Genomic DNA, 26,312 nt, shown 5'->3' on the forward strand with positions numbered 1-26,312 from the left:
AAGGTATAACAAATAAAAACAGTGCAGCCCTTTAAAGTAGGCTAACGTCGAAGTAATGCTACTCATAAGAAAGGATGCAAGATGCGCACTTCAGACAATAAAAATATGCCTAGCCGCAACGATATGATTGCACATGTTATTAGCTTATTTCGTGATACTATGCCGTTTAACCAGTTATTAGGGCTAGAGTTTATTCGCTCGAATGAAGGGTTAGAAAGTGACAGCATAGAACTTCATGTTTCTTGGCGTGAAGCCTTAACCGGAAATCCACTGCAAAAAATTCTTCATGGCGGCGTGACAGCCACTATGCTAGATACCATAGGCGGCTTGGTCGCTATTATTGAAGCGATTAAACGAACTAACGATGCCGACCTAGCAAGCTTGCAAACCCGTTTACCGAAAATGGGCACCGTCGATATGCGCGTTGATTATTTACGACCAGGTCGCGGTGAACAATTCATTGCCACGGCCAAGGTAATTCGCGGTGGTGCTAAGCTGGCGGTTTGTAGGATGGAGCTTCACAACGAAAAAGGCGATCATATTGCCTTTGGTACGGGTACCTATATGTTGGGGTAGCCGGTAGAAAACGTATTTTGGAGGTGTTGAGTGGCGGAGCCATTACCCGATCTTATCGAAGAGTTTGTAACAGATGGTATGGGTGATGACCCAGCGTCTATTCTTACCGCATTAAGTGGGCAGGATACTGTCTACATTGCCTCCTTATTAGAATCGTTACCCCTAGAGCGACGTCTTGTCGTTTGGGAAGGCATTCCACGTGACCGCAAGCTTAGCGTGCTGGTGGAAATGCGTAGCGACCCCCGTGAAATTCTTATCGACGCCACGCCGCATAACGAGTGGGCGTCTATTTTTGCCGATATTGACGCAGAAGACTTACTTGAACTACTCGACTCACTACCCACTCGATTAGTTGATGTTGCCTACGAGGCACTAGATAGCCAAGAGCGTAAATACTTCCGCGAAGCGACTCAATTCCCTGATGAACAAGTGGGTCACTGGGTTAGTCATGAGTTGTTAGTACTGCCGGCTAATGCAAAAGTGAAAGAAGGCTTACGGCTTTTGCGACGAGACATACCTCAGCACTGCGATAGTATTTACCTAGTGAATCGTTCTGGTCAATTTACAGCACTGGTGAAAATTCATCGTCTTTTTGCAGCGCAAGAACACAGTTCACTGATTAGCATGGCCGAAGAAAATGTCACTATGCTAGTGGGCACCGATGAATCAACCGCCGCTTCATTACAAGTGCAGCGCTCGGGGCTATCCTCATTACCTGTGGTGGACGAATCGAACAAACTGATTGGCCGTTTAGATATAGCTTCGGCCAGTGAGTTAATGAATGAGTTTTACGAACGCCAAGTAATGGCGTCGGCAGGTATGGATGAAGACGAAGATTTATTCTCACCGGTGGCGAAAAGCGCGAGAAACCGTGCATTGTGGCTAGGTATCAACTTGCTAACCGCATTTTTAGCGTCTTGGTTTATCGGGCTGTTTGAAGCTACATTGCAGCAGGTGGTTGCCCTTGCGGTACTGATGCCCGTGGTCGCCAGTATGGGCGGTATAGCAGGTAGCCAAACCCTTACGCTGATTGTGCGCGGGTTGGCACTAGGACAGGTAACCCCAGCCAACTTACGTGCGCTTATGATGAAAGAGCTCAAAGTTGGAGGGCTAAATGGCGTGATATGGGCGTTAGTGATAGGCATAGTGGCCTATTTCTGGTTTGCCGATGCGCTACTGGGCATGGTGATTTGTCTCGCCATTCTGTTTAATATTGTAGCTGCAGCCCTTGCCGGTGTGTTTGTGCCCTTTATTTTAGACAGACTAAAGATAGACCCAGCGCTATCTGGCTCTGTTATTCTTACCACGGTAACTGACATTGTAGGCTTTGTTGCCTTTTTAGGTTTGGGAACGCTGTTTCTGCTGTAGCTGTAAATATAAGTAGGTTACGCACCTAACAAACTTTATCGAAAAATACCCCATTCTGGGCGCTATAGGCTTGTTATCTTAGGCAAGGTAATGAACACTATGCGCCTTTTTGCAGCCTTAAAAAGTGATAGCTAACTATGCGCGTTCAACAAGCCAGTGCTGCCCAAGTCGGAATAATGTGTGCCATTGCGGCTTACACCATGTGGGGCATAGCGCCAATCTACTTTAAACAACTTACTGTACTGCCGGCAGCAGAAATTCTAATGCACCGTATAATTTGGTCGGTATTGGTGCTTGTAGGGTTAATTGTGGCGTTAAATCAGTGGACCAAGGTCATGGCTGCCTTTCGCAACAAAAAGGTGATGCAGGTGTTATTGGTCGCTGGCATTTTGCTAGGCGCCAACTGGCTACTGTTCATCTGGGCCGTAAATAACGATCACATATTGGATGCTAGCTTAGGTTACTACATCAACCCGCTTATTAACGTTTTTCTTGGGCGGCTTTTTCTGGGCGAAAGGCTAAGAACGTTTCAGCGAGTGGCGGTGGTATTAGCCATCGTGGGCGTGGCTATTTTGATTTTCTCTTACGGTCATGTGCCTTGGATTGCACTTGTATTGGCGGGCAGTTTTAGTATTTATGGTATTTTACGCAAGCAGGTAGCGGTAGATTCTTTGCCGGGCCTTTTTATCGAAACGTTAATGTTATCACCCTTAGCTTTAGGGTATTGGCTGCTATTTGGTTCAGAATACAGCAACCTTTTTAATAACGACGCTAGCTTAAACATGCTTATTTTAGCCGCCGGTATTGTGACCACTGCGCCCTTATTATGCTTTACCGCAGCAGCACGGCGTATCATGTATTCAACCTTAGGTTTTTTGCAATACATAGGGCCAACACTCATGTTCGTGCTGGCGGTTTACTTGTACGATGAGCCGTTAGATGAGGCTAGGCTAATCACCTTTGGTTTTGTGTGGCTAGCACTTGCAGTATTTAGTGTCGACTCTCTTATTGCCTACAAAAAACAGCGAAAAGCCCTAAAGGCATCGGTGCAGTCGGCTAAGGTAACCAGTGAAACTCAAACTTCTTGAGTTTCACTGTTTAGGTAAACCTGGTTACGCCCAGCATGTTTTGCTTTGTATAAAAGCTTATCTGCGCTACTTAGCAAGGTTTCAATATTTTGCGTAGGTGTATTACAAAGCCCAATACTGCAGGTTACTTTCACGCTTTCTTCGCCTAATTGAATTGGCGTTTTCTCTAACGCTATTCTGAATCTATTTAGCCGCTCTTGTGCGTTATTAAGGTCGATTTTAGGCAAGTAAACGCAAAATTCTTCCCCACCAAAACGTGCAACCAGCGTATCGTTAAAATGCACTTGCAATAGGTTAGCTACTGCTTTGAGCACAAGATCGCCCGCATCATGCCCGTAGGTATCGTTAATACGTTTAAAATGATCCAGGTCGATAAGCGCTAAAGCATGCTGCTCAGGAAGCTTTTTGTACTGCACGGTAACGGTATAAAAGAAATGACGGCGGTTAGGCAACCCAGTTAAGTAATCGGTATTGGCCGCACGTCGAATGGCTTCTACGCTTTCGATATATTCAATATTCTGCATCACGCGGCATAAAAACTCTTCATGACAGTAAGGTAAATGCAAAAAGTCGTTCGCGCCGCTTTTTATGAAATGCGCAGACATAAGCGGGCGTTGGTCGCTTGCTAGCCCAATAATGGCTAACTGCTCTTTTGAAAAGGCTTTACGCAGGCCTGAAATAAATTGCGTGCCCGTCATATCTGGAAGCGCGTTGTCGGTGATAACCAACCTGATATGCGCATGCTCAGCCAATATGCTCATAGCATCGCTGGCAGTAGGGCAGTCATAAACCACAAAGTTGTGTCGATAAAGCAGTGACAGCATTTTTCGTCTAGATGAGCGGTGAGTACTAACAACCACAACACCGGTAGATTTGTTCTTCTCTAACCTAAACAGTAAACGGCTTAAATAATCGTAATTTTGCGCGTTTTCTTTGGGAATGTAATCAACGACGTCTTTTTCTAACACCTTGTCTCGGGTTTTTGCTTCTAACGCATCAGTAGTGACGATGGCTGGAATGAAGGCGTCAATGGCGAAGTCGATGGCTTCGCCATTCGGGGCATCCGGTAAGTTATGAGCAACAATGGCGCACAAAAAACTCTCTGGCATCATAAGCGCAAAACGTGCGCTCGCTTCCGTCAATGAGTGGGCGCCAACAGGGGTTAACCCTGCTTTTCTGACAAGTTTTGATACAACGTCTAAATTTTTATCGCTGTTTTCTATCACCAGCACGTTTTGCGGCATATTTCTCTACTTGGGTTCAGGCTTCTTGCCAGATGACTATGCTTTTTCCAATTTAGCATAGGCGAGAACGAGCCATTTTGTACCGAATTCGTCAAAATTAACTTGTACCCTAGCGTGTTCACCACTGCCTTCGTAGTTTAATACTATTCCTTCACCGAACTTGCGATGAGCCACTTTTTGGCCCAACTGAAAGCCGGTCTCTTCAAAAGAGGCATGTGATGTTGCTTGGCTGAATCGGTTATGTATCGGTCGAGAAATAGTAGACTTGAGCCTTACTTCTTCAACACAGTCAGCAGGAATTTCACGAATAAAGCGAGATGCCGTGTGATACTTGTCTTGCCCGTACAAACGGCGGCTTTCCGCGTAAGTAATATACAGCTTTTCCATGGCGCGGGTCATGCCCACGTAACACAGGCGGCGTTCTTCTTCCATTCTGCCAGGTTCATCATTGGTCATTTGGCTTGGAAACATGCCTTCCTCAACACCGGCCATAAACACCATCGGGAATTCTAGCCCTTTTGCGGTGTGAATCGTCATCATCTGCACTGCATCTTGGTCGGTACCTGCTTGGGTTTCACCCGCTTCTAACGAGGCGTGAGCAAGGAAGGCTGAAAGCGGCGTCATTTCCTCTGCTTCGTCAGGTACCGTAAATTGCTTACAAGCGGTAACCAATTCTTCCAAGTTTTCTAAGCGCGCTTGAGCCTTTTCGCCGCGTTCGGCTTGATACATGGCGTATAAGCCTGACTGCCTAATAGCCACATCGGCGTGTTTTTCTAATGGCTCGTCTACCGTAGCTTGTTCAAGCTCGGTAACTAACAGCACGAAACTTTGAAGGGCGTTAAGTGCACGGCCTTTTAGCGCGTTTTCGTTAATGAGAAGTTGGCTAGCCTGCCACATAGAGCAATTATGTGCTCTGGCGGCTTCTCGTACTTGTGAGAGGGTTTTCTCACCCATACCGCGAGTAGGTGTATTCACCACACGTTCAAAGGCGGCATCATCATGAGGGTGATTCATCATACGAAGGTAGCCAAGTGCATCTTTAATTTCTTGGCGTTCGAAGAATCGAAGGCCACCATAAATGCGGTAGGGTGTACCTTGGTGAAGTAAGGCCTCTTCTAATACCCGCGACTGGGCGTTATTGCGATACAAAATCGCGGTGTCTTTTAGTGCATTGCCTTGGTTCAGCCAGTCTTTAATTTTCGACACAATAAAGCGGGCTTCGTCTAACTCATTAAACCCAGCATAAACAGATATGGGCTCGCCATCGTTGCCGTCTGTCCAAAGCTCTTTGCCTAATCGGCCTGTGTTGTTATCAATAACCGTATTGGCGGCTTTCAAGATGGTGCCGGTAGAACGGTAGTTTTGTTCTAATCGAATGGTTGTGGGGTTATTGAAGTCTTTTAAGAAGTGCTGAATATTATCAACATTCGCGCCACGCCAGCCGTAAATAGATTGGTCGTCATCACCCACAATCATAATATTGTTTTGATTGCCGCTACATAACATGCGTAGCCACGCGTATTGAATGTTGTTGGTATCTTGGAATTCGTCCACTAATACAGCGCGGAAGCGGCGCTGGTAGTTGGCGAGTACTTCGGGGTTTTTAGCCCAAAGTTCGTGAGCACGTAACAACAACTCGGCAAAATCCACAAGCCCTGAGCGGTCGCACGCGTCTTGATACGCGGCGTAAATTTCACGCATTTTTTGTTGGGTTTGATCGTTGTGGGTTTCAATATGTTGAGGACGTAGCCCTTCGTCTTTATTACCGTTGATGTACCACTGAATTTGACGGGGCACCCAGTGCTTTTCGTCTAAATTCATGGCTTTTAGAATACGTTTAATCAAACGGTATTGGTCATCTGAATCAAGAATTTGGAAGTTTTCAGGCAAATTAGCTTCTGCATGGTGGGCGCGAAGCAGCCTGTGGGCTAATCCGTGGAAAGTACCAATCCACATGCTATTAAGACCACGGCCCATCAACGATTCTATTCGGCCACGCATTTCTTTGGCGGCCTTGTTCGTAAAGGTTACGGCCAGAATGGAAAAGGGGGCAATATTTTCCACTTCCATTAACCATGCTATTCGATGTACTAACACCCGAGTTTTACCGCTTCCTGCGCCAGCTAAAATGAGGGCGTTAGAAAGAGGGGCTGCTACCGCTTCACGTTGTTTGTCGTTAAGCTCGTCAAGCAGTCGGGATACATCCATAATATGGTCAACCTAATTTGTCTAGTTTCAATGCTGCAACATTATGCCAGCTGACTGTGAATTTATACAGGCCTGTTTAATGAAGCTTAGCGGCTAGGGGATAACTTTTACCCTGTTAAGCTGATATCGGCCGTATTCACGGGCGGGTTATCGATAAGTTGAACAATTTTCACGCTTGAAGCGTAGTCTGTAGGTGTTGTTTTTATGGTGGCTCATGTACACTTCGAGCCATTAAGCTGCCTACTACAATCTAGGCTTTGTACCATCTTGTGCCTTTTACCCGCACTTAGCGGGGTTTGAACTTTACTTTTACAGGAACTGCCTCATGCACGCACTCTCTCCATCGACTGACTTTTGGTTATCGTTAAAAAAAGAAGCGCAAACTGTGGCAGAAAGCGAGCCGCTATTAGCGAGCTATGTTCATGCCTGTATTTCAGCCCATCACAATTTTGAGTCGTCGTTAAGCTTTATACTATCAAGCAAAATGGCTGATGAAGTGATGCCTGCTATTGCCATTCGTGAAGTATTTGATGAGGCCTATTTGTTAGAGCCGTCGATTAGTGAGTCGGCAATGGCCGATATTAACGCGATTCGTGCTCGAGACGCGGCAGTAGATGACTTCTTAGTGCCATTACTGCACTTTAAAGGCTTTCATGCCGTGCAAGTTCACCGTATGGCGCACTACTTGTGGTTGCACGGTAGACATCAACTTGCCTTGTTCTTGCAAAGCCGTAACTCGGCTACCTTCGGCGTAGATATTCACCCTGCCGCTAAGATAGGTAAAGGCGTGATGTTCGATCACGCCACCGGTATTGTAGTGGGTGAAACTGCGGTTATAGAAGACAACGTGTCTATCTTGCAAAGCGTAACCCTGGGCGGAACCGGGAACGAGTCGGGCGATCGTCACCCTAAAATTCGCCAAGGCGTGTTAGTTGGCGCAGGTGCTAAAATTCTTGGCAATATCGAAATTGGCGAAGGGTCTAAAGTGGGCGCAGGTAGTGTTGTGCTAGACAATGTTCCACCTCACGTTACCGTAGTGGGTGTACCTGCAAAAGTCGTTGGGCGGCCGGTATGCCAGCGCCCTTGCGATTCTATGCGCCAAAACGTGCTAGAAGACAACCAGCCTTATTCGCAAAAGCCTTAAGCGCTATTTACTGCTTTTCTTATAAGAAGTAAGCTAACTCGTCTAACGAATCTAGTGTCACGTGAGGGAGTACAGATGCTCTCTCACGGGGTAAATGCATTTCTCGATTGCATGCAAACCACGCTGACTGAAACCCTGCATTTATCGCCCCATACACATCTTTAATGATGTTATCGCCCACGTGCAGTATATGTTTGGGCGCTTCCCCTATAAAGCTTGCTGCTTCATCAAACATAGCCCGTGAAGGTTTCATAGGGCGGCTAGTGCTAGCATGTAAAATGGTATCAAAATAAGGCGTTATACCTATTTGGTCGGCATTTACATTGCCGTTAGTTATACCCACTAGTGTCATATTTTCACTTAAAATCGATAAGGTTTTATGCACATCATCAGCCAACTCAAACTCGCTTCTGGCATGGTAAAAACAGTCGAAACATGCTTGCACAGCAGCCTCTAATGTGTGGCTATCTTGGGTTGGAATATCGTGTATCAATGCCGCATTTAACACCGCTAGGCGAAGCTTTCCCATATCAGACGAATAAGCAGGATTGGCTGCAAGCGCGTCGCGCTTTAGTTGCTGCCAGTGAGAGGGGGGTAAGTCAGCCGCTTTAGGGTGATGCTGCTTTAAATGCGCATTTAAGGCCGCTTCTGCTTGGCGAATAATAGGTTCGTTATTATATAAGGTGTCATCAAGATCGAAGGTCATTGCCTTCACGGAATTAATGGCTCTGAAGAACTGCATAATAGTTAAAGGCCTATTTTCAATAGAGGATTATTTTTTGTGTGCTCTAGGGTGCGCGGCATCGTAAACTTTGGCTAAATGCTGAAAATCTAAATGGGTATACACTTGCGTGGTAGATAGATTGGCATGGCCTAATAATTCTTGTACCGCCCGTAAATCACCGCTCGACTCTAATACGTGCGTGGCGAAAGAATGGCGCAGTTTATGGGGGCTAACTTTCTGACTAAGGCTTTGCAATTCAGCCATTTGATTAAGTCGATTTGCCACTTGGCGATTTGAAATGCGGGTTTTACGCTTGCTAACAAAAATAGCGGGCTCGTAGGGTGAAGCATAAGCGGGACGCACTTTAAGCCAAGCATGTAGCGCCTTTTGCGCTTGTCGGCCTAGGGGCAAAATACGCTGTTTACTGCCCTTACCCGTCACTTTAATGGTGCCGTCTTTCGGGTAGTCACTTAAGTTCAAACCCGTTAGTTCGCTTAATCGAAGTCCGCAGCCATAGAGCAATTCAAACATGGCAACATCGCGGCAAATAATGCCTTCATCCGTATCGCCGCTGGCGCCTTGCTCATTTGACAACAACTGCTGCATTTCATCAACGCTAAGCTGTTTAGGTAATGGTTTGCCTTGCTTGGGCGCTTGAATACCTTCCACTGGGTTGCTAAAAAGCTGTTCGTTATCAATAAGGTATTGGCAAAAGGTACGCAAGGCAGACAGGCGCAATGCAATACTACGAGGTTTATGCCCGTCCATTTTTGCTGCGGCCATTACACGTTTTACATCAGAGGGCGTAATTCCTGACCATCCATAAAGCCCTAGAGTAATGGCAATACTGGTGAGTTGTCTGCGGTAGTTGCTAATGGTTAAGGGGGATAACCCTCGTTCAACTTGTAGGTGAAGCAGGAATTTTTCAAGCCACAGATGGCAGGGTTCGCTAAGCATAGTTTCCGTTGTCACGAAAACTAGTACCCCATCATCTCGGGCAATATAATATTAAGCACTTGCTGCAACTGTTGTAGCAACAAGGTATCCATATCAGGGGTGAAATGGCTTGCGTCACTACTGCTAATGCCCAAAATACCGATATCTTGGTTGTCGCCTAATAGCATTAGTGCAACAGATTCTGCGCTGCTATCACTAAATAATAACTGACGTTCGTGCTGCGATAATCGTCCAAAAAAGAAGTTCGACGTTTTAAAACGTTTTTCGGTAAATAGCCTGCGTTGTAATTCAGGTATGGCGTGGGGGCCTTTGAAGCTTTTTATCACCGCAGAAGATAACTGCAAGCGTTCTTGCAACACGTCTTCAAGGGTGAACTGAACTTCTGCCACACTTTCGCAACGCAGTAGTTGTACGTTTAGGTCGGTGTACACGCGGTAAATTTTTTCGTTTTGCTTGGCAATACTCACCAGTTGGGTAAGCTTATAATTCAACTGGCGAACTTTTTTGCGCAATTGCTCACTTTGAATTTCAACCAGCGAGACGCTGCCTTTATGCGAATGAGGAATTTTGAGTTTTTCGAGTAGTTCGGGATGTTGAGCAAAAAAATCAGGGTTTTCTAACAAAAAAGCGCGAACCTGCTCTGAGGAAACATCGCTGTCGCCTGAAAACACTTCTACTACCGACGATGCGCTAGCTTGTCCTGATAATTCACTCATAAATTTATATGTCCGTCGTACACATGGTCGGCGGGCCCTGTCATTTTTAATACATTATCTGGGCCTGGCCAACGGATCCGTAAACTGCCTCCGGGCAAATCTACCCGAACATCTTTGCTTAATTTACCTTGAATCTGACCGATTGCAACTGCTGCGCATGCACCGCTGCCACATGCCAAGGTTTCACCCGAGCCACGTTCAAATACGCGCAATCGAATGTGCGATTCATTAATAATTTGCATAAAGCCCACATTCACGCCTTCTGGAAAGCGTTCATTGCGTTCTACGAGTGGACCTATTTCTTTAACGGGAGCGGTATCTACATCTTCCACTTCCATGACGCAATGCGGGTTACCCATAGATACGGCACCGTAAAACAAGGTTTTATCGTTTACCCGTAATATATAGGTGTTTTCTTGCTTGTTCGCTTTAAGTGGAATTTTAGCCGGTTCGAATTCGGGCTTGCCCATATTCACGGTAACTTGGCCGTCTTTTTCCAAGTACAACACCATTTTTCCGGCTTTGGTGCTCACCACTATTTTATTGCGGTTAATTAAGCCTTTTTGCTTTACGAAACGCGCAAAGCAGCGCGCACCGTTACCACACTGTTCTACTTCCGAGCCATCAGCGTTAAAAATGCGATAGTGAAAATCTTGTTCAGGATCGTAAGGCGGTTCAACCATAAGCAATTGATCGAAACCTATACCGAAGTTTCGATTTGCTAACTGCTGTATTTTGTCTTTCGAGAAAAAGACGTTCTGGGTGACATTATCAATCACCATGAAGTCGTTCCCCAGACCGTGCATTTTTGAAAACTGAACCTGCATTAACCGCGCATCTTTATTATGAGTTTAACCCTAGTTTACGTAAGTTTGTGCTCACCTTTCCAGAGATCTTTTAGAATTTCTCTTTCACGCACCACAATTGTGGCATCACCATCTACCATAATCTCTGCTGGACGGCAGCGGCTATTGTAGTTCGATGCCATGGCAAAGCCATACGCACCGGCACTTCGCACTGCCAACAGGTCGGTTGGTTCAATAGCAAGTTCACGGTCTTTACCGATGAAATCACCGGTTTCACATACCGGGCCTACAACATCATAATTGCGTGCTGTGGCAGTACTTTCTTGTTTTACTGGAATGATATTTTGCCATGCAGAGTAAAGTGCAGGTCGAAGCAGGTCATTCATAGCGGCATCAACAATAGCGAAGCTTTTCTCTTCACCTTCTTTAATAAACTCAACCTCAGTAACCAAAATACCTGCGTTTGCGGCAATGGCTCGACCGGGCTCTAAAATGAGCTTAAGGTTCTCACGACCCACCATTTTTTCTGCCATGGCCGCAGCGTAAGCTTTCGGATGCGGTGGTTCTTCATCGTTATAAGTCACGCCTAAACCACCACCAACATCTAAATGATCAATGGTAATACCGCGCTCTGCTAATTCATCAATAAGCAGCAATAGACGCTCTAGTGCATCAACAAAAGGCCCAATTTCAGTCAATTGCGAACCAATGTGGCAGTCCATACCCACTACGTTCAAGTAAGGAAGTGATGCGGCAAGTTCATAGGTTTGCAGTGCACGTTCACGGGCAATACCAAACTTATTTGCTTTCAATCCTGTTGAAATGTAGGGATGCGTTTTTGCATCTACATCTGGGTTTATGCGAAGTGAAATGGGCGCTTTTTTGCCGAGCGATTCGGCTACCGCGTTAATACGATGCAATTCAGGCTCAGATTCTACGTTAAAGCACATAATGCCTTGTTCTAACGCGTAACGAATTTCGTCTGCTTTTTTACCTACACCCGAAAAGACCACTTTGCTGGCATCACCACCGGCTTCAATAACTCGGGCAAGTTCACCACCAGAAACAATGTCAAAACCAGAGCCAATTTTGGCTAATGTACTGAGTACACCTAGGTTTGAATTGGCTTTTACTGCATAACAAATAAGGTGAGGGTGCTCACCAATTGCATCATTAAAGGCATGCCAATGACGTTCTAACGTTGCCCGTGAGTAGACATAAACAGGGGTTTGGTACTGTGCAGCAATATCTGCAACGGCAACATCTTCAGCGAAAAGCTGGCCGTTTTTATAAGCGAAAAAATCCACTAGTGAGATTCTCCTGGTGTGGAGGCGGGTTGGCTTTGCGTGTTTGGTGAAGACGCTGTTTCGTCTGGCTTTTCAGTAGGCGTCGTTTGTTCTGGCGCTTGTGGAATATACAGCGCCCCTTTATAGCCACAACCACTGAGTAGAATGGCTGCGAATGTAACTAAAACCCACTTCTTAAGCACGAAAAATCCCGCGAATACGACAATAAATGCCGTTATCATCGCATTGCGTGATTAAAATGCAAGAGACAATAAGCGTTCTTGTGTTTTATCGCCGTAACGAACCTCTTTCCACAGTGAGTTACATAGGCTCTGGGTATCTTGCAAGTCACCTTTTTTCAGCCAATCAATTAATACATCAGGGTTGTCTGGGAACTGAATGGCCTCTATATCTACTGCTTCTAGCCACTCTTCAACAATGTCCGTATCCAGTTGAAATAGGGTGTGGCACAGGTCGAGCTTATTAAGTGTTAATACATTCGACAGCTGCTCAAATTGCCCATGAAGGGGTTTAATAAGTAGCTTCTTACCTAATTGTAGGGCTTCGCTAGAAAGTTCAAAACCACCGTTCGCAATAACGCCGTTACAATGCTGTAGTGCTCGCTGGAAATGTTGTTTCGACGTCGGGTTCCACTGAATGTGACCAGTGTCCTTAATTTCGCTAATATCTGGGTGGAAACACTGAAATTGTTGGTCGCTCAAAGGCTCTAGCATTTGCTGAACGTCGCTTACATCTTCAAATGGTAAGTAAACCAATACATGGCCCTTACCCGGCACTGATAAAGGTTTGTCTGCCACAAAAGGCGGAATAATTGGTTGATTAAAGTGAAACCAATGTACGCCTAACTGAAGGTCGGTGGGGGCGAACTTTTTCATTAGCAGCCTATCAATGATGGTGTCGCCAGATTTTGGCACATCATAAGAAAATGCGGCTTGGTGGCTAATTGAAATTGACGGAATATGCTGTCGCTTTGCTGCCCATGCTGTGACAGGCTCGAAGTCGTTAACGAGAAGATCGTATCCGCTTGCATCAAAACGTTTCACGTCTTTTAGAAATTGACTGATGTTGGCTTCTTTAATAGTTTGCCAACGGTCTACGCGGCCACTTTTAGTAATAAAGCTTAAGCCTGTGAAGGTGCGATAGTCGCCAAATACATCCATATCGAAATATTTATCTGGTTCACGACCTGTGAAAACAAAATCTACTTCAACATCTGAACGCTTAGCTAGCGCTGCTGCCATAATTCGTGCACGAGCAATGTGCCCGTTTCCGGTGCCTTGCACGCCATACAATAATTTCATGTTACCCCAGGATGGAAATACTCAACGATGCGATAGTGATACCAAGTAACATACCTGCAACTACATCTGATGGGTAGTGCACGCCTAGCAAGACGCGAGACAGGCCGATTAGGGCTGCCCAACTGTATGCCAGTACCGCGAATGGTGGATAGTAATGCGCTACAATACTTGCCATTAAGCAGGCAGCAGCAGTATGCCCAGAGGGCAGAGAGAATTTATCGGATGGCGTAACGTGTGCTGTTAAATCCAATAGAAAATCACAAGGGCGCGGGCGCTTGAACATTTTCTTAAGCAGCACATAGATAGGTAACTCCAGCGCGTATGCCATCAGCGCCGTATAGAGGAAAAGTTCGCCGTGTTCCGGTTCAAAAGCCCATAGTAAGGCGCCAATAACCAAGTAAAGGTATCCATCTCCGGTTTTTGACAACCAGATGATACTGCGACAATCTCGTTTTACGGTAAGACTGTATAAGCGATAGAACAAATTTGTATCGTATTTGGTCAAGGATTTAAGAAGCATTAGCCTTGCCCCCTTTCGATTGATTATTGAACAATTTAAAAGCATTCTGTGACCAACCAGTGACAGAAAAAAGAAACCTTTATGACAGATTAAGCGGTGCGTTGGTCACGCTGTACTGCACGTATTAACTTCTATTTGGTGCAGTGCGGTAGCGAGTTGGTCTTTTGTAAAAAAGTAAGCAAGTTACGTGCTAAGTAGGTGGAAATGTCTTCACTAATAAAAGTGGCAGTCTATTTAGTGGAAAGGTTGTTGCTGTTTCCCTGAAACTTCATAAATCAGGCGTTTTCAACTATCAAATTAATGCTATGCTAGAACAAGGTAAATAACCTACTACTCTCAATTAAAGTAAGGTAGAGCAATGGATTACAACACTTCTGAATTGTGCGATTTATTTGCAGACAGCGTCGACGTAGTTGACCCTATCTTCGCAAGCTTTGGCGGCCGTTATTCTTTTGGTGGCGAAATCACCACGATTAAGTGTTTCGAAGACCGTGGTCTTATCGACCGTGTATTGGCTCAACCTGGTGCAGGTAAAGTTCTGCTGATTGATGGTGGTGGTTCTACGCGTCGTGCCTTATTCGATGCAGCGCTTGCTCAAGTGGCAATAGACAACGACTGGGAAGGCATCGTGTGTTACGGCAGTGTACGTGAAGTAGATAACTTAGCCGAGCTAGATATTGGCGTGTTAGCGGTAGCGGCGATTCCCGTTAACGCGGAAAGCGAAAGCATTGGCGATGTTGATGTACCGGTAAACTTTGGTGGCGTAACCTTCTTACCTGAAGATCACCTTTATGCTGATAGCACAGGCGTTATTCTTTCTCCAGAACCCCTTGATATTGACTAAAGGTTTTATAGTAGCGGCTCACGCATACGGTAAATTAAAGCTTACTAAGCTAAACCTATAGCGAATTCATGTGGTTCGGGTAACAAAAAGCGGAGGCAGCTGAATAGAGTGCCTCCGCTTTTTTGTGCCTAAAATTTGCTGGTTTGCGATTAGGGCTTACTTATCAAAAGTTTCGTTCAAGTACATAGCAAGTCGAATACCTGCCATTTGTAAGCGCTGCTTCGCGGTAGGGAGGTGCTGATATAAGTAGTCGTAACTCATGTTGTTGGCATCTTCAGGGTAAATTTTGTCACGGATGTTGGTGCTCTCTTCAATCCACACCAAAGGGTCTGTAGTTGCCCAACTACGAATGTCGCTCGGTGTGATATGTTGTGTAAGCCACGTTGTCCATTCTGTATAAGAAAGACTACGTTGCTCTAGCATTTGAGAGTCCCACACTCGATGTAAGTTAGAGTTCTGCCAAAAGAAATTTACTTTTACATCGTTACCACCGCGATCGCTACCATCACCCGCATGTAGTGGTTGGTGCAAATCACCAATGATGTGCACAACAAAACGTAGCGCTAAGCGTTTTTCTTCAATAGTGGCCGAGTCGCTTTTTAGCGTCTCTGTATAGGCTTCTAGTGCGGTAACGGCGTCGCCTTGTCTAGGCGCACCAACTTCAGCATAGTCTTTCCCTTGAGGTACTGTTACGTAGTGCCAATGGGTAGACATCTTTTGCCAAAAATCGCTTGGGTCTGAGCGCATTTCATCCGCATAAGTTGACGCTTCAGCTAACGAACCGTGTGGCAGTAGTTCTGCCACTGCCGCTTGAGACAATGGGCTTAAATATTGCTGTGCAATAGCACCGGTAATCCGATGGCCTGTTTGGCCCCAGCCAAATGCCGGAGACGCCATCAGTAATGTAATAAGTGAGCTAAGCGCAACGGCGAAAGTCCTGTTTCTCAACGCTGTCATTAATATTCCTCTGTACTAGTTATAAGTAGGTGGTTTTAAGTGGATAGTTAGTTTTTAGGAGTATGTTTAGCGGTCTCGTAACCCCAGCGTGCCACTAAAGATTGTTCAACGCCAAGATGATCAAGAATACGGGCCACAACAAAGTCGACCAAATCTTCGATGGTCTTAGGGTTATGATAAAAGCCAGGCGCCGCAGGCATTATTGTCGCCCCCATTTGTGACAGTTTAAGCATATTTTCCAAATGGATAGAGGAAAGGGGCATTTCTCGTGGCACCAGAATGAGCTGGCCTCTTTCTTTTAATACTACATCGGCAGCTCGCTCAATTAAGTTGTCACTGGCGCCGATAGCAATAGATGAAAGGGTACCCGTAGAGCAGGGGCACACCACCATCTTAGACGGTGCTGCTGAGCCTGAGGCGACAGGCGAAAACCATTCTTCTTTTCCAAATACTTGCACTTGGCCAGGCTTGCCGCCGCAGTGCTCAATGAAAAATGCACTAGCGTCTTCAGGCCTAGCGGGAATTTTTATGTTTTCTTCTGTAGCCATAACCACTTTGGCGGCAGAAGAGATAAGCACATACACTTGGTAGTCAGCTTTTACTAACGACGTTAACAGTGAGAGTGCGTATGGGGTACCTGAAGCACCCGTAATAGCTAGGGTGATTTGCTTATCATGTTTCATTTTTCTACCTCGATTGACGGGGTAAGTACGCTTAAAACACGGCTATGGATGCCTTCAAAACCACCATTACTCATAATAAGAATATGATCGCCTGGGCGCACTTCGCTTTGCAATACTTTTACAATCTTTTCAACATCATTGAATACTGTGGTTGGCGCTGGACTATTCGCTGCGGCTTCCTTCAAAGACCAGTCTAGACCTTGCGGTTCATAGACATAAACCGCATCAGCGGCCTGCCAAGAGTGGGCAAGAGTATTTTTATGTACCCCCATTTTCATGGTGTTAGAACGAGGCTCTAGCACAGCAAGAATGCGGTCGTTACCTACTTTCTTGCGAAGTCCGTCAATGGTGGTGGCAATGGCGGTGGGGTGATGAGCGAAGTCATCATAAACCGTCACGGGTTTACCTTCAGCCGCCAATGTCACTGCGCCCTTTATTTCCATGCGGCGCTTAACATTTTTAAAACTTGATAGCGCGGCAATAGCATCATTGAGGGTAACACCAGCATGATGAGCCGCCGCAATAGCCATAAGTGCGTTATCCACATTATGCTGGCCAAGCAGTTCCCACTGCACTTCACCTACAAGGTCGTTGTTAAATAACACGTTAAACTGGCTGCCATCTTTATTGATAAGTTCTGCCGACCATTCTTTGCCTAGAGATTGGCGTTGTGTCCAGCAACCCTTTTTAAGGGTTTCCTCAATAGCAGGTGTGTGATTGGGCGTAAGAATAAGACCGTTTTCTGGCACCATACGCACAAGGTGGTGAAACTGGGTTTGAATGGCTGCTAAATCGGCAAAGATGTCAGCATGGTCAAACTCTAAGTTATTAATCACAAGCGTTTTAGGGCGGTAATGCACAAACTTAGAGCGCTTGTCGAAAAAGGCACTGTCATACTCATCGGCTTCAATAACAAAAAACGGGCTTTCTCCAATGCGGGCAGACACACCAAAGTTTTCAGGCACACCACCAATAAGGTAGCCGGGATTCAATTCGCTGTACTCTAAAATCCACGCCACCATACTGCTGGTGGTGGTTTTGCCGTGGGTGCCCGATACGCCAATTACCCATCTATCTTTTAATAAGTTATCAAGTAACCACTGTGGGCCACTGGTATATGGCAAGTTTCTATTTAACACATACTCAACTGCTGAGTTCCCGCGAGACATGGCATTACCAATAATAACGATGTCAGGAATTGGCTCAAACTGGTTTGTATCGAAGCCTTCGGTAAGTTCGATGCCAAGGGCTTCAAGTTGGGTACTCATGGGCGGATAGACATTGGTATCTGAGCCTGTGACCTTATGGCCCAAGGCTTTCGCAATGGCTGCGATGCCACCCATAAAGCTACCGCAAATACCTAAAATATGTACATGCATAGCGAATTCTCATTTTTTACTGCATTGAATACTGGCTACTTTATCAGAACCATTGCAGGTTAAATAATGCATTTTCACTCATATTGCCTGCTTTCACTGGTATGTTGTGTAGATTGGCAGCGCCTGCCTTATTCCACTTCGGTGCATTCACGGTTACAATCAATTTAACAAGCATATAAAGCAGTGCTTGTTGGTAGTGCAAGAGAAAGCCGGTAAGGAAAGCTGCGCGCCTTGTATTGTCATACCCTACACACTAAAAAAAGGCTTAACTAAGATGAAACGTTTAAATTCCCAGTTGCAAGAAGATGGTGCCCCGCTAGAGCTCATATTGCTTATAAGAACCTTGTTGGCGAGCTGCAAAGAAATTTCATTCCGGGTGAGTCAAGGTGCGCTTGCTGGCGTATTGGGTTCTACTTTGTCAGAAAACGTACAAGGTGAAACACAAAAGAAGTTAGATGTTATCTCTAATCATATTATTAAAGATACGCTTCGCGAATCTGGCTATGTAAAAGCCATCTCATCAGAAGAGGAAGATGATGTAGTACCTTGTCATCCTGATGGGAAATACCTTGTTAGTTTCGATCCGTTGGACGGCTCTTCAAACACAGAAATTAATAGCTTAATTGGTACTATCTTTTCTATTACCCATGCACCTCAGTGGATGGAGCCAGATGATCCATCAGCGTTTCTTCAGCCGGGGACACAAATTGTTGCAGCAGGCTACGTACTTTATGGACCTTCTACTATGCTTGCTCTTAGTACTGGGCGTGGCACACATATTTATACCTTAGATAAAACTCACGGTGGTTTCCTTCTTACTCACCCTAATATTCAAGTGCCAGAGCAAACCACTGAGTACTCTATTAATGCATCGAACCAGCGTCATTGGGAACCTGCGATGCAAGAATACATTGCCGACTTGATAGCGGGTAAAGATGGCCCTCGTGAGAAAAATTTCAACATGCGCTGGGTAGCAGCCATGGTGGGCGATATTCATCGGTTGTTATGCCGCGGCGGTATTTTCATGTACCCATACGATAAACGTGACCCCTCTAAGCCGGGTAAATTGCGTTTACTTTATGAAGCAAATCCTATGGCATTTTTGATGGAGCAAGCCGGTGGTAAAGCGGAAACTGGTACAGGGCGTATACTTGAAGTAATGCCTGAAGAAATACATCAACGTGTGCCATGTATTATTGGTTCTAAAGAAGAAGTTGAAACCTGTTTAAGCTATTACGGTAAAAGTGAATAGAAAAATCGCTAAATAAAGGCGGTTTTGCGTGTGATTAGCGCTAAACCGTTTTTATTTTGCCGCCGTCACCGTATACTTAGCGCCAAATTTTTTAAAACATCATTGAAAGGACCTTAGAATGAGCTTGAATGATATTCCTGCGGGCAAGAACTTGCCTGAAGAAGTGAATGTAGTTATCGAAATTCCAGCACACGCTGACCCGGTAAAATACGAAGTAGACAAAGACTCAGGCGCTATGTTTGTTGACCGTTTCATGGCAACTTGCATGCATTACCCAACTAACTACGGTTACGTGCCTAACACCTTGTCTGAAGACGGTGACCCAGTTGACGTATTGGTAATGACACCATTTCCATTGCTAGCGGGTTCGGTAATTCGTTGTCGCCCAATTGGTGTTTTGAACATGACTGATGAGTCTGGTAAAGATGCTAAAGTATTGGCAGTGCCAATCGACAAGCTTTCTACTATTTACCGTAAAGTACAAGAAACTGAAGACGCACCTGAGTTGCTACTACAGCAAATCGAGCATTTCTTCTCTCATTATAAAGATCTTGAACCTGGTAAGTGGGTTAAGATTGACGGCTGGGCTGGTTCAGCTGCAGCGAAAGAAGAAATTGTCGCAAGCGTTAAGCGTTTCGAAGCAGAATAATTCACGCTGCTTACAAGACATGCTAAAAAGGGTCGGTGCTGGTAAGTACCGGCCCTTTTTATTTTAATAGCTACCCTTTTTTATTTAAGTGAGTGTTATGTTGAAAGTCATGGGAAAGGCATTGGTTTTAGCCTTGGTGATATTGCTTCCGTCGTTCTCAGCGTATAGCGACGAAGAACCTATAGAAGTGTATTGGGAAGATTTGGTACCAGAAGGGTTTAATGAACTTGCGCCTCCCGCCGTTCAGCACAACGGAGAAATGTCACAGTTGCAGCCTGATGCGCCAGTGGTCGATACATTCGATGGTAAGCGGGTCAAAATTCCTGGCTTTGTGGTGCCCCTTGAAGGCACGCCTGAGCTCACGACCGAATTTTTGCTAGTGCCTTACTTTGGCGCTTGTATTCATGTGCCGCCGCCTGCGTCGAACCAAATTGTGTACGTGACGTTTGAAGAAGGTATTCCTCTTGATAATATATACGACGCGATTTGGGTAACTGGCGAGCTTACCACTGAAGGCTGGAAAGGCGATATCGCATCGGTAGGCTATCGACTTAAAGGTATCGAGGTAAGTGCTTTTTAGGGTAATGCTGGCTTCGCTTAAGCCAAGATAAGCTCCACTTAGCTAGGGAGCTCATAATCAAAAAGAGTGGCCTAGCCTTGTGGTGTATAGATTTGTTCTGCACGATTGAACAATAGCCACGAAGTAAGAATGTACTTGTCGTTGCTTCTAGGTATTTGCCCACGGTGAGTATGGGTAAAATAAGCAGGGGCAATGACCATTCTGCCTGCCTTAGGCTTTACGGCTTTATCTTGATAATAAAATTCCGTTTCCCCACCATCTTCCACATCATTTAAGTAAAACATAAACAGTAATACTCGATGCAAAGCTTCATTGTGAGGCGCTTGCGGATACACTTCCGAATGCCAGTAAGGGTAGCCGCCATTACCTGCGGTGTAGCGCTGTGCGTTAATGTCGCCAATACGAAAAAGATAGTTGACCAAATTATGAAGGTTAGGTTTGCCTATTTCTTCAAAGTTTTCACCGGTAAGCTTAACCGGTTCTCCCGTTTTGGGATGGCGAACGGTTAGGCCAATAGGACCAACTAGTGCGTAATAGTATTTCTCTATATACTTCACCAATTGCTCGCCTGTTAGCTGCATCACCTGCTTAAATAAGTCTGCAAACTCAGGCTGCTGAGAGATAGACACATCAACACTACGCTTCTTATCTAAATCGACACCGCCGCCAGTTTTACCTTGAGTTAGGTTTGGGCTTTTCTCGAAACGCGCGATAAGTTGAGTACACAATTCGGGTGACAGAACGTCATCAATAACTTCAATTAAATCAGTCATTAGGTAGCGCCTTAAAGTGTGCTTGTAACGTAGCCTTTATATCGTCAGGAATGGGGGCTGAGCGCTGCTGCTTATAGTCGAAATGTACCATAGTCGTTATCCCCGTTGAGCACAGGTTACCGTCTTGCCAAAGTTCTTGGTACACATCAAACGCACTGTTCCCTAAACGACTGATAAATGTTTTTACGGTAACGGTTTTGCCGTAAAAAATTTGCGCAAGAAAATCAACTTTGTAGCTTGCTAAAATAAGCGGCCAGTTCTGTAAATCCATCGTTGGCGTGAACATTCTGAAGATAGGGTCCCGAGCAGCTTCAAACCAGCTGACTAACGCGGTGTTGCTCACATGTTGCAGGGCATCGGTCTCACAAAACCTTACTTCGAATGACATTTCCATAGGGATGGTTTCAGATGGAGTTACTGCTGACATATCGCCTCTAATTTTATTGTGATGTGTCTTCACTTTATCACGCTACATTGGGTTTTTCAGTAATCTGGCTCAATCTGACAGGCCATTGGAAACGAAATTAAGATGAAAAGTGATTCCAGCGTGGTTTTAAATTACAATCTGCGCCAAATTTCTGATTAAACAATAATTATGACTGCAATTGGGATTGATTACGGTACCTCAAATTCTGAGGTGGTGTACTTTGATGGCGCTACCCATAGACATATAAAGCTCGACCCGTCACTTGAACAGGGCAATAAAATTCGCTCGTCTGTGTTTATATACTTTGAGGATGAGCTGCCGCCTCCGCCTGATGCCATGGTGGAAGCTAAAGTGTCGCAGTTGCAGCGTTTAATCAACGAGCAAATAGACAAAGCCAAGCAGGGCTATTACGACGCTAAAGATCCCAAAGAGCAGTCGCGCTATAGCAACCGTATTGAATCGCTTCGTGGTGAATACCATAACCGACCTGCGTTGCAACGTAAGGCTATTCAGCAGCTTATGCACGCGATGTCACTGGAAGAAATTCCATTGTTACGCTTAGTGGAACATGGCAAGTTTGCCTTCGGTGAAGAAGGGTTTAAACGCTTTTTAAAAATGCCTGATAAAGGCCGCCTAATTTACTCACCTAAAAATTTCTTAGGTGCATCATTAGATGGCGACCAGAAAAAGGCGTTCATTGGCATTATTGCCAAACAGTTAGCCTATTTTAAACAGTGTGCAGAAACCCAACTAGAAACACCGGTTTCTTCGGTAGTTATAGGTCGCCCGGTTAAATTTCACGGTACTCGTGGTGAAGTGGGCAATACCCAAGCCATTCAGATTATGACCGAAGCAGCATCTAACGCTGGCTTCAGTAAAATTAATTTTCTGGATGAGCCAATTGCGGCAGCGTATAAAATAGAGCAGACATTACCCCGCGATACCACAGCGCTTATTGTGGATATAGGCGGTGGTACGACAGACATCTGTTGTATTAATCTTTCACCAGAACGAAATAACCAACTGGATAGAAAGCAGGACGTGCTATCGGTTACCGGAAGACGCTTAGGCGGCATGGATTGTGATAAGAGTCTGTTGCTGAAAGTAGTTGCGCCTGAAATGGGAATGGGGCTTAAAATGATTAATGGCCTGCCTATTCCCCCTACTTATTATTCTGATATGTGTGCGGTGGATAATATTCCAGCTCTTACTCGCTTTTTCTCTGACGATTACGGTTTAGAGATTTCTCAAACCATGTCAGTAACCAAACATCCTGAGCAATTAGAGCGTTTGCTGCTAGTACAAGAAAATAAGTTGTCGGCGCGGGTGGTGAACTCGGTGAGAATGGCAAAAGAACTGCTTTCTAGCAAAGACAAGATCACCTTACCGCTGCATTACATTGAAGAAGATTTTGATGTGAACATTAGTACCGAGGACTTAAAAAGTGCGTTAAAGCCATGGTTAAGTAAGGTAAAAGCCTTAGTGGTGGAATGTTTAGAGAAAAGCGCTGCGGCACCTGAGGTTGTGATGGTTACCGGTGGTATGAGCTTATCGCCTATTATTATCGACGCATTGTATGAGGAGCTACTGACCGGATTGCCTCGATTAGAGAACGATGCGTTTAACTCTGTGTGCGAAGGCTTGGCTATTCAAGCCTCTAAGTTTTAAAGCATAGTTATGCTAGCTGCCTAGCTGCTAAGCTAATCAAGCGCTGAAGTATTTAACAGTGCGAAAAAGAAAAACGCGCCGAAAGGCGCGTTTTTTTTCTTGATTCTAAGCCTTAAATACCAGGCCTTAAAAGCCAAACCTTAAAAGCCAAGCCTTTGAAGCTTAGGAGCTTAAGCTTGTGCTTCAAGCATTGGCTTTAAGAATCGGCCGGTATGAGAAACCTTAGATTCAGCCACTACTTCTGGCGTACCTTCAGCAATAATTTGACCACCGCCTGAGCCACCTTCAGGGCCTAAGTCGATGATCCAGTCGGCAGTTTTGACCACATCAAGATTGTGTTCGATAACCACCACTGTGTTGCCATGGTCACGGAGTCGGTGCAGTACGGCTAGTAACTGTTTAATATCGTGGAAATGCAGCCCTGTGGTGGGCTCATCCAAAATATACAGGGTTTGGCCGGTATCACGTTTCGACAGTTCTTTGGCTAATTTTACCCGCTGTGCTTCACCGCCCGATAAGGTAGTGGCTGCTTGGCCCAAACGAATATAAGCCAAGCCTACTTCTTTCAGCGTTTGCAGTTTACGGGCAATGGCAGGAATGGGATCGAAGAAATCTCGAGCATCTTCTACCGTCATCTCTAGCACTTCGTGAATGTTCTTGTCTTTGTATTTCACTTCCAAGGTTTCGCGGTTGTAGCGCTTGCCTTGGCAGACGTCACACGGCACGTATACATCGGGTAAGAAGTGCATTTCTACTTTAATTACACCGTCGCCCTGACACGCTTCACAGCGACCGCCTTTCACGTTAAAGCTAAAGCGACCTGGTTTATAACCGCGAGAACGTGCTTCCTGTGTACCGGCGAATATTTCACGAATAGGCGTGAAAATTCCGGCGTAAGTTGCAGGGTTTGAACGCGGTGTTCTACCAATAGGGCTCTGGTCGATATCGACCACCTTATCAAGCTGATCTAACCCCGTCATCGAAATATAAGGCGCTGGCTCAGAGGTAGTAGCTTTGTTTAATTCACAGTGGGCGATTTTATAAAAGGTGTCATTAATAAGGGTAGATTTGCCTGAACCAGATACACCGGTTACGCAGGTCATCACGCCCATAGGCACTCGCAAGTCTACTGACTTCAAGTTGTTGCCTGTGGCCCCTTTTAGCTCCAACCATTTATCATCTTTAATAGGTGTGCGAACTTCAGGAATAATAATTTTTTCACGGCCAGATAAGTATTTTCCAGTAAGTGAGTCTTCACTTGCTAGAATATCTTCAAGCTGACCTTCAGCAATAATTTCACCGCCATGTACACCGGCTCCAGGGCCAATATCTACAATATAATCGGCTTCACGAATGGCGTCTTCGTCGTGCTCTACCACCAATACCGTGTTACCCAAATCACGCAAGTGTCTAAGGGTCTTCAATAAGCGTTCGTTGTCACGTTGGTGAAGCCCAATAGAAGGCTCATCAAGAACGTACATTACACCTACTAATCCAGCACCAATTTGGCTCGCCAAGCGAATACGCTGCGCTTCACCGCCCGAGAGGGTATCGGCACTGCGTGAAAGGGATAAGTAGTTCAAGCCAACGTTAACCAAGAAGCGTAAACGATCGAGAATTTCTTTTAGAATTTTCTCCGCTATTTGGGCTTTTTGGCCTGTTAACGATAAGTTTTCGAAAAACTCGTAGGCATCGGCAATAGATTTATCCGCAATGGTAGGCAGTGTAGTGTCTTCAATAAAGACATTACGGGCTTCTACGCGCAAGCGTGTACCATTACAGCTGCTACAGTGCTGTTGGCTTAAGTATTTAGCAAGTTCTTCACGTACCGCGTTAGACTCGGTTTCCCGATAGCGGCGCTCCATATTTGGAATAATGCCTTCAAACGGATGCTTACGCTCCATTACATCGCCGCGTTCGTTAATATACTTAAACGCTAACGACTTACCTTTAGAGCCATACAGCACAATGTCTTTGTGTTTTTCATCTAGCTCGCCGAAGGGGCCAGTAAGGTCGAATTCGTAATGATCGGCAACCGATTGCAGCATCTGAAAATAATAATAACTGCGTTTGTCCCAGCCACGCACTGCGCCGCCTGCAAGGCTTAACTCGTCGTTACCCACCACACGTGTTGGGTCGAAGAACTGTCGTGTACCTAAACCATCACAGGTTGGGCACGCCCCAGCAGGGTTATTGAACGAGAATAATCTAGGCTCTAATTCACTAATACTGTAACCACAGTGCGGGCACGCGAAGTTAGCTGAAAATACAATTTCTTCAGCATCGCTGTTGTCCATGTCGGCTACAAGCGCATTGCCGCCAGCTAACGCTAATGCGGTTTCAAAAGATTCTGATAAGCGCAGCGCTAAGTCATCGCGCACTTTAAAGCGGTCTACTACCACTTCGATAGTATGCTTTTTGTGTAAATCTAATGGCGGTGGATCGGATAAGTCACATACATCGCCGTCTATTCGCGCACGAATAAAACCCTGGGCAGACAAATTCTGCAGAGTTTTTAAATGTTCACCTTTACGTTCTTTCACGATAGGTGCTAGCAGCATTAACTTGCTGCCTTCTGGCATTGCCAGCACCTTGTCTACCATCTGACTCACGGTTTGCGCATCAAGCGGCACATCGTGATCTGGGCATCGTGGCGTGCCAACACGGGCAAACATCAAACGAAGGTAGTCGTAAATTTCGGTAATAGTACCCACGGTTGAACGAGGGTTGTGTGACGTTGACTTTTGCTCAATGGATATAGCCGGTGACAAACCCTCTATATGGTCAACATCAGGTTTTTCCATCATAGATAAAAACTGACGGGCATACGCAGACAACGACTCAACGTAACGACGTTGACCTTCTGCGTATAGGGTATCGAAAGCTAAAGACGATTTACCTGAGCCTGACAGCCCAGTTATCACTACCAGCTTGTCTCGTGGCAGTGTTAAATCGATATTTTTCAAATTGTGGGTGCGAGCACCGCGTATCTCGATTTTATCCATTGAAGCCTAAGTGCGAAAAAAAGAATCAGTATGCCATAGTCGTCAAGCAAATTGATATTGCATTGCATGATCAAGTTATACTGATTGGCTATCAATGAGATCAACTTAAGATTACATTAATCGAATATTTCGAACG

At 45.4% G+C, this 26,312-nt stretch carries 25 protein-coding genes; 9 read left to right on the forward strand and 16 right to left on the reverse strand.

Going from position 1 to position 26,312, the window contains the following annotated elements:
• Nucleotides 1–81 precede the first annotated feature (81 nt).
• From AV939_RS01035 to rarD, 3 genes are all read left to right on the forward strand, one after another.
• Nucleotides 82–576 carry a thioesterase family protein gene (locus tag AV939_RS01035; RefSeq protein WP_057794720.1) on the forward strand — a complete coding sequence of 165 codons (495 nt, stop codon included), beginning with the start codon at nucleotides 82–84 and terminating at the stop codon, nucleotides 574–576.
• 30 nt (nucleotides 577–606) lie between these two features.
• On the forward strand, nucleotides 607–1,944 hold the full coding sequence (locus tag AV939_RS01040; protein WP_013785925.1) for a magnesium transporter: 1,338 nt from the start codon (nucleotides 607–609) through the stop codon (nucleotides 1,942–1,944).
• A 137-nt stretch (nucleotides 1,945–2,081) separates the two neighbouring features.
• Nucleotides 2,082–3,032: an EamA family transporter RarD gene (gene rarD / locus AV939_RS01045; protein WP_057794718.1), complete on the forward strand. Its 951-nt coding sequence runs from the start codon at nucleotides 2,082–2,084 to the stop codon at nucleotides 3,030–3,032.
• Here rarD and AV939_RS01050 read toward each other — a convergent pair.
• Nucleotides 3,020–4,276 (reverse strand): GGDEF domain-containing response regulator, encoded by a 1,257-nt coding sequence (locus AV939_RS01050; protein ID WP_057794716.1) that lies wholly within the window; start codon nucleotides 4,274–4,276, stop codon nucleotides 3,020–3,022. The genes rarD and AV939_RS01050 overlap by 13 nt on opposite strands.
• A gap of 36 nt (nucleotides 4,277–4,312) precedes the next feature.
• Complete coding sequence (uvrD, locus tag AV939_RS01055) at nucleotides 4,313–6,484, reverse strand: DNA helicase II (RefSeq protein WP_057794714.1); 2,172 nt, start codon at nucleotides 6,482–6,484, stop codon at nucleotides 4,313–4,315.
• A gap of 325 nt (nucleotides 6,485–6,809) precedes the next feature.
• Here uvrD and cysE point away from each other — a divergent pair, with 325 nt between their 5' ends.
• Nucleotides 6,810–7,628 (forward strand): serine O-acetyltransferase, encoded by an 819-nt coding sequence (gene cysE / locus AV939_RS01060; RefSeq protein WP_013785921.1) that lies wholly within the window; start codon nucleotides 6,810–6,812, stop codon nucleotides 7,626–7,628.
• 19 nt (nucleotides 7,629–7,647) lie between these two features.
• Here cysE and AV939_RS01065 read toward each other — a convergent pair whose 3' ends face one another.
• Genes AV939_RS01065 through AV939_RS01100 form a run of 8 tightly spaced genes read right to left on the reverse strand, consistent with a single transcriptional unit; the run spans nucleotide 7,648 to nucleotide 13,959 of the window.
• Entirely contained in the window at nucleotides 7,648–8,370 is a 723-nt protein-coding gene (locus AV939_RS01065) for an HAD-IA family hydrolase (protein WP_057794712.1), read from the reverse strand.
• A 30-nt stretch (nucleotides 8,371–8,400) separates the two neighbouring features.
• Nucleotides 8,401–9,309 carry a tyrosine recombinase XerC gene (locus AV939_RS01070; RefSeq protein ID WP_057794710.1) on the reverse strand — a complete coding sequence of 303 codons (909 nt, stop codon included), beginning with the start codon at nucleotides 9,307–9,309 and terminating at the stop codon, nucleotides 8,401–8,403.
• A gap of 20 nt (nucleotides 9,310–9,329) precedes the next feature.
• Nucleotides 9,330–10,025 (reverse strand): DUF484 family protein, encoded by a 696-nt coding sequence (locus AV939_RS01075; RefSeq protein ID WP_057794708.1) that lies wholly within the window; start codon nucleotides 10,023–10,025, stop codon nucleotides 9,330–9,332.
• A complete protein-coding gene (dapF, locus tag AV939_RS01080; protein ID WP_013785917.1) occupies nucleotides 10,022–10,852 on the reverse strand; it encodes a diaminopimelate epimerase in 831 nt (276 codons plus the stop codon). The genes AV939_RS01075 and dapF overlap by 4 nt, the downstream gene beginning before the upstream one ends.
• A 35-nt stretch (nucleotides 10,853–10,887) precedes the next feature.
• Nucleotides 10,888–12,138, reverse strand: coding sequence for a diaminopimelate decarboxylase (gene lysA, locus AV939_RS01085; RefSeq protein ID WP_013785916.1), 1,251 nt, complete (start codon nucleotides 12,136–12,138; stop codon nucleotides 10,888–10,890).
• Entirely contained in the window at nucleotides 12,138–12,320 is a 183-nt protein-coding gene (lptM, locus tag AV939_RS01090; protein ID WP_231517502.1) for an LPS translocon maturation chaperone LptM, read from the reverse strand. Before lptM ends, lysA begins: the two co-directional genes overlap by 1 nt.
• Before the next feature lie 51 nt (nucleotides 12,321–12,371).
• Nucleotides 12,372–13,439: an MJ1255/VC2487 family glycosyltransferase gene (locus AV939_RS01095; RefSeq protein WP_057794704.1), complete on the reverse strand. Its 1,068-nt coding sequence runs from the start codon at nucleotides 13,437–13,439 to the stop codon at nucleotides 12,372–12,374.
• Nucleotide 13,440: 1 nt separating this feature from the next.
• Nucleotides 13,441–13,959: a phosphatase PAP2 family protein gene (locus AV939_RS01100; RefSeq protein ID WP_057794702.1), complete on the reverse strand. Its 519-nt coding sequence runs from the start codon at nucleotides 13,957–13,959 to the stop codon at nucleotides 13,441–13,443.
• Nucleotides 13,960–14,317: 358 nt separating this feature from the next.
• Between AV939_RS01100 and rraA the strand changes: the two genes are divergently transcribed.
• The gene (gene rraA / locus AV939_RS01105; protein WP_057794700.1) at nucleotides 14,318–14,803 is read left to right on the forward strand and encodes a ribonuclease E activity regulator RraA; all 486 of its coding nucleotides are present in this window, start codon (nucleotides 14,318–14,320) and stop codon (nucleotides 14,801–14,803) included.
• A gap of 156 nt (nucleotides 14,804–14,959) precedes the next feature.
• Here the strand turns inward: rraA and AV939_RS01110 are convergent, their stop codons facing one another.
• Genes AV939_RS01110 through mpl form a run of 3 tightly spaced genes read right to left on the reverse strand, consistent with a single transcriptional unit; the run spans nucleotide 14,960 to nucleotide 17,822 of the window.
• Nucleotides 14,960–15,760, reverse strand: coding sequence for a S1/P1 nuclease (locus tag AV939_RS01110; protein WP_057794698.1), 801 nt, complete (start codon nucleotides 15,758–15,760; stop codon nucleotides 14,960–14,962).
• Between the two features lie 47 nt (nucleotides 15,761–15,807).
• Nucleotides 15,808–16,443 carry a flavin prenyltransferase UbiX gene (locus AV939_RS01115; protein ID WP_057794696.1) on the reverse strand — a complete coding sequence of 212 codons (636 nt, stop codon included), beginning with the start codon at nucleotides 16,441–16,443 and terminating at the stop codon, nucleotides 15,808–15,810.
• Nucleotides 16,440–17,822 (reverse strand): UDP-N-acetylmuramate:L-alanyl-gamma-D-glutamyl-meso-diaminopimelate ligase, encoded by a 1,383-nt coding sequence (gene mpl / locus AV939_RS01120; protein WP_061996859.1) that lies wholly within the window; start codon nucleotides 17,820–17,822, stop codon nucleotides 16,440–16,442. The genes AV939_RS01115 and mpl overlap by 4 nt, the downstream gene beginning before the upstream one ends.
• Nucleotides 17,823–18,096: 274 nt before the next feature.
• Between mpl and AV939_RS01125 the strand changes: the two genes are divergently transcribed.
• From AV939_RS01125 to AV939_RS01135, 3 genes are all read left to right on the forward strand, one after another.
• On the forward strand, nucleotides 18,097–19,074 hold the full coding sequence (locus AV939_RS01125; RefSeq protein ID WP_057796453.1) for a class 1 fructose-bisphosphatase: 978 nt from the start codon (nucleotides 18,097–18,099) through the stop codon (nucleotides 19,072–19,074).
• A 118-nt stretch (nucleotides 19,075–19,192) separates the two neighbouring features.
• On the forward strand, nucleotides 19,193–19,723 hold the full coding sequence (gene ppa / locus AV939_RS01130; RefSeq protein WP_013785907.1) for an inorganic diphosphatase: 531 nt from the start codon (nucleotides 19,193–19,195) through the stop codon (nucleotides 19,721–19,723).
• Between the two features lie 97 nt (nucleotides 19,724–19,820).
• Complete coding sequence (locus AV939_RS01135; RefSeq protein ID WP_082604991.1) at nucleotides 19,821–20,303, forward strand: DUF3299 domain-containing protein; 483 nt, start codon at nucleotides 19,821–19,823, stop codon at nucleotides 20,301–20,303.
• A 71-nt stretch (nucleotides 20,304–20,374) separates the two neighbouring features.
• Here AV939_RS01135 and AV939_RS01140 read toward each other — a convergent pair whose 3' ends face one another.
• Nucleotides 20,375–21,076 (reverse strand): 2OG-Fe(II) oxygenase, encoded by a 702-nt coding sequence (locus AV939_RS01140; protein WP_057794692.1) that lies wholly within the window; start codon nucleotides 21,074–21,076, stop codon nucleotides 20,375–20,377.
• Nucleotides 21,069–21,503, reverse strand: coding sequence for an acyl-CoA thioesterase (locus tag AV939_RS01145; protein ID WP_082604990.1), 435 nt, complete (start codon nucleotides 21,501–21,503; stop codon nucleotides 21,069–21,071). Before AV939_RS01145 ends, AV939_RS01140 begins: the two co-directional genes overlap by 8 nt.
• A 168-nt stretch (nucleotides 21,504–21,671) precedes the next feature.
• Between AV939_RS01145 and AV939_RS01150 the strand changes: the two genes are divergently transcribed.
• Complete coding sequence (locus AV939_RS01150; protein WP_057794690.1) at nucleotides 21,672–23,171, forward strand: Hsp70 family protein; 1,500 nt, start codon at nucleotides 21,672–21,674, stop codon at nucleotides 23,169–23,171.
• A 170-nt stretch (nucleotides 23,172–23,341) separates the two neighbouring features.
• On the opposite strand, the gene uvrA is transcribed toward AV939_RS01150, so the two are convergent.
• On the reverse strand, nucleotides 23,342–26,176 hold the full coding sequence (uvrA, locus tag AV939_RS01155) for an excinuclease ABC subunit UvrA (RefSeq protein ID WP_057794687.1): 2,835 nt from the start codon (nucleotides 26,174–26,176) through the stop codon (nucleotides 23,342–23,344).
• Nucleotides 26,177–26,312 lie beyond the last annotated feature (136 nt).

This window comes from Alteromonas sp. Mac1 (genome assembly GCF_001562125.1).
Lineage (GTDB): Bacteria > Pseudomonadota > Gammaproteobacteria > Enterobacterales > Alteromonadaceae > Alteromonas > Alteromonas stellipolaris.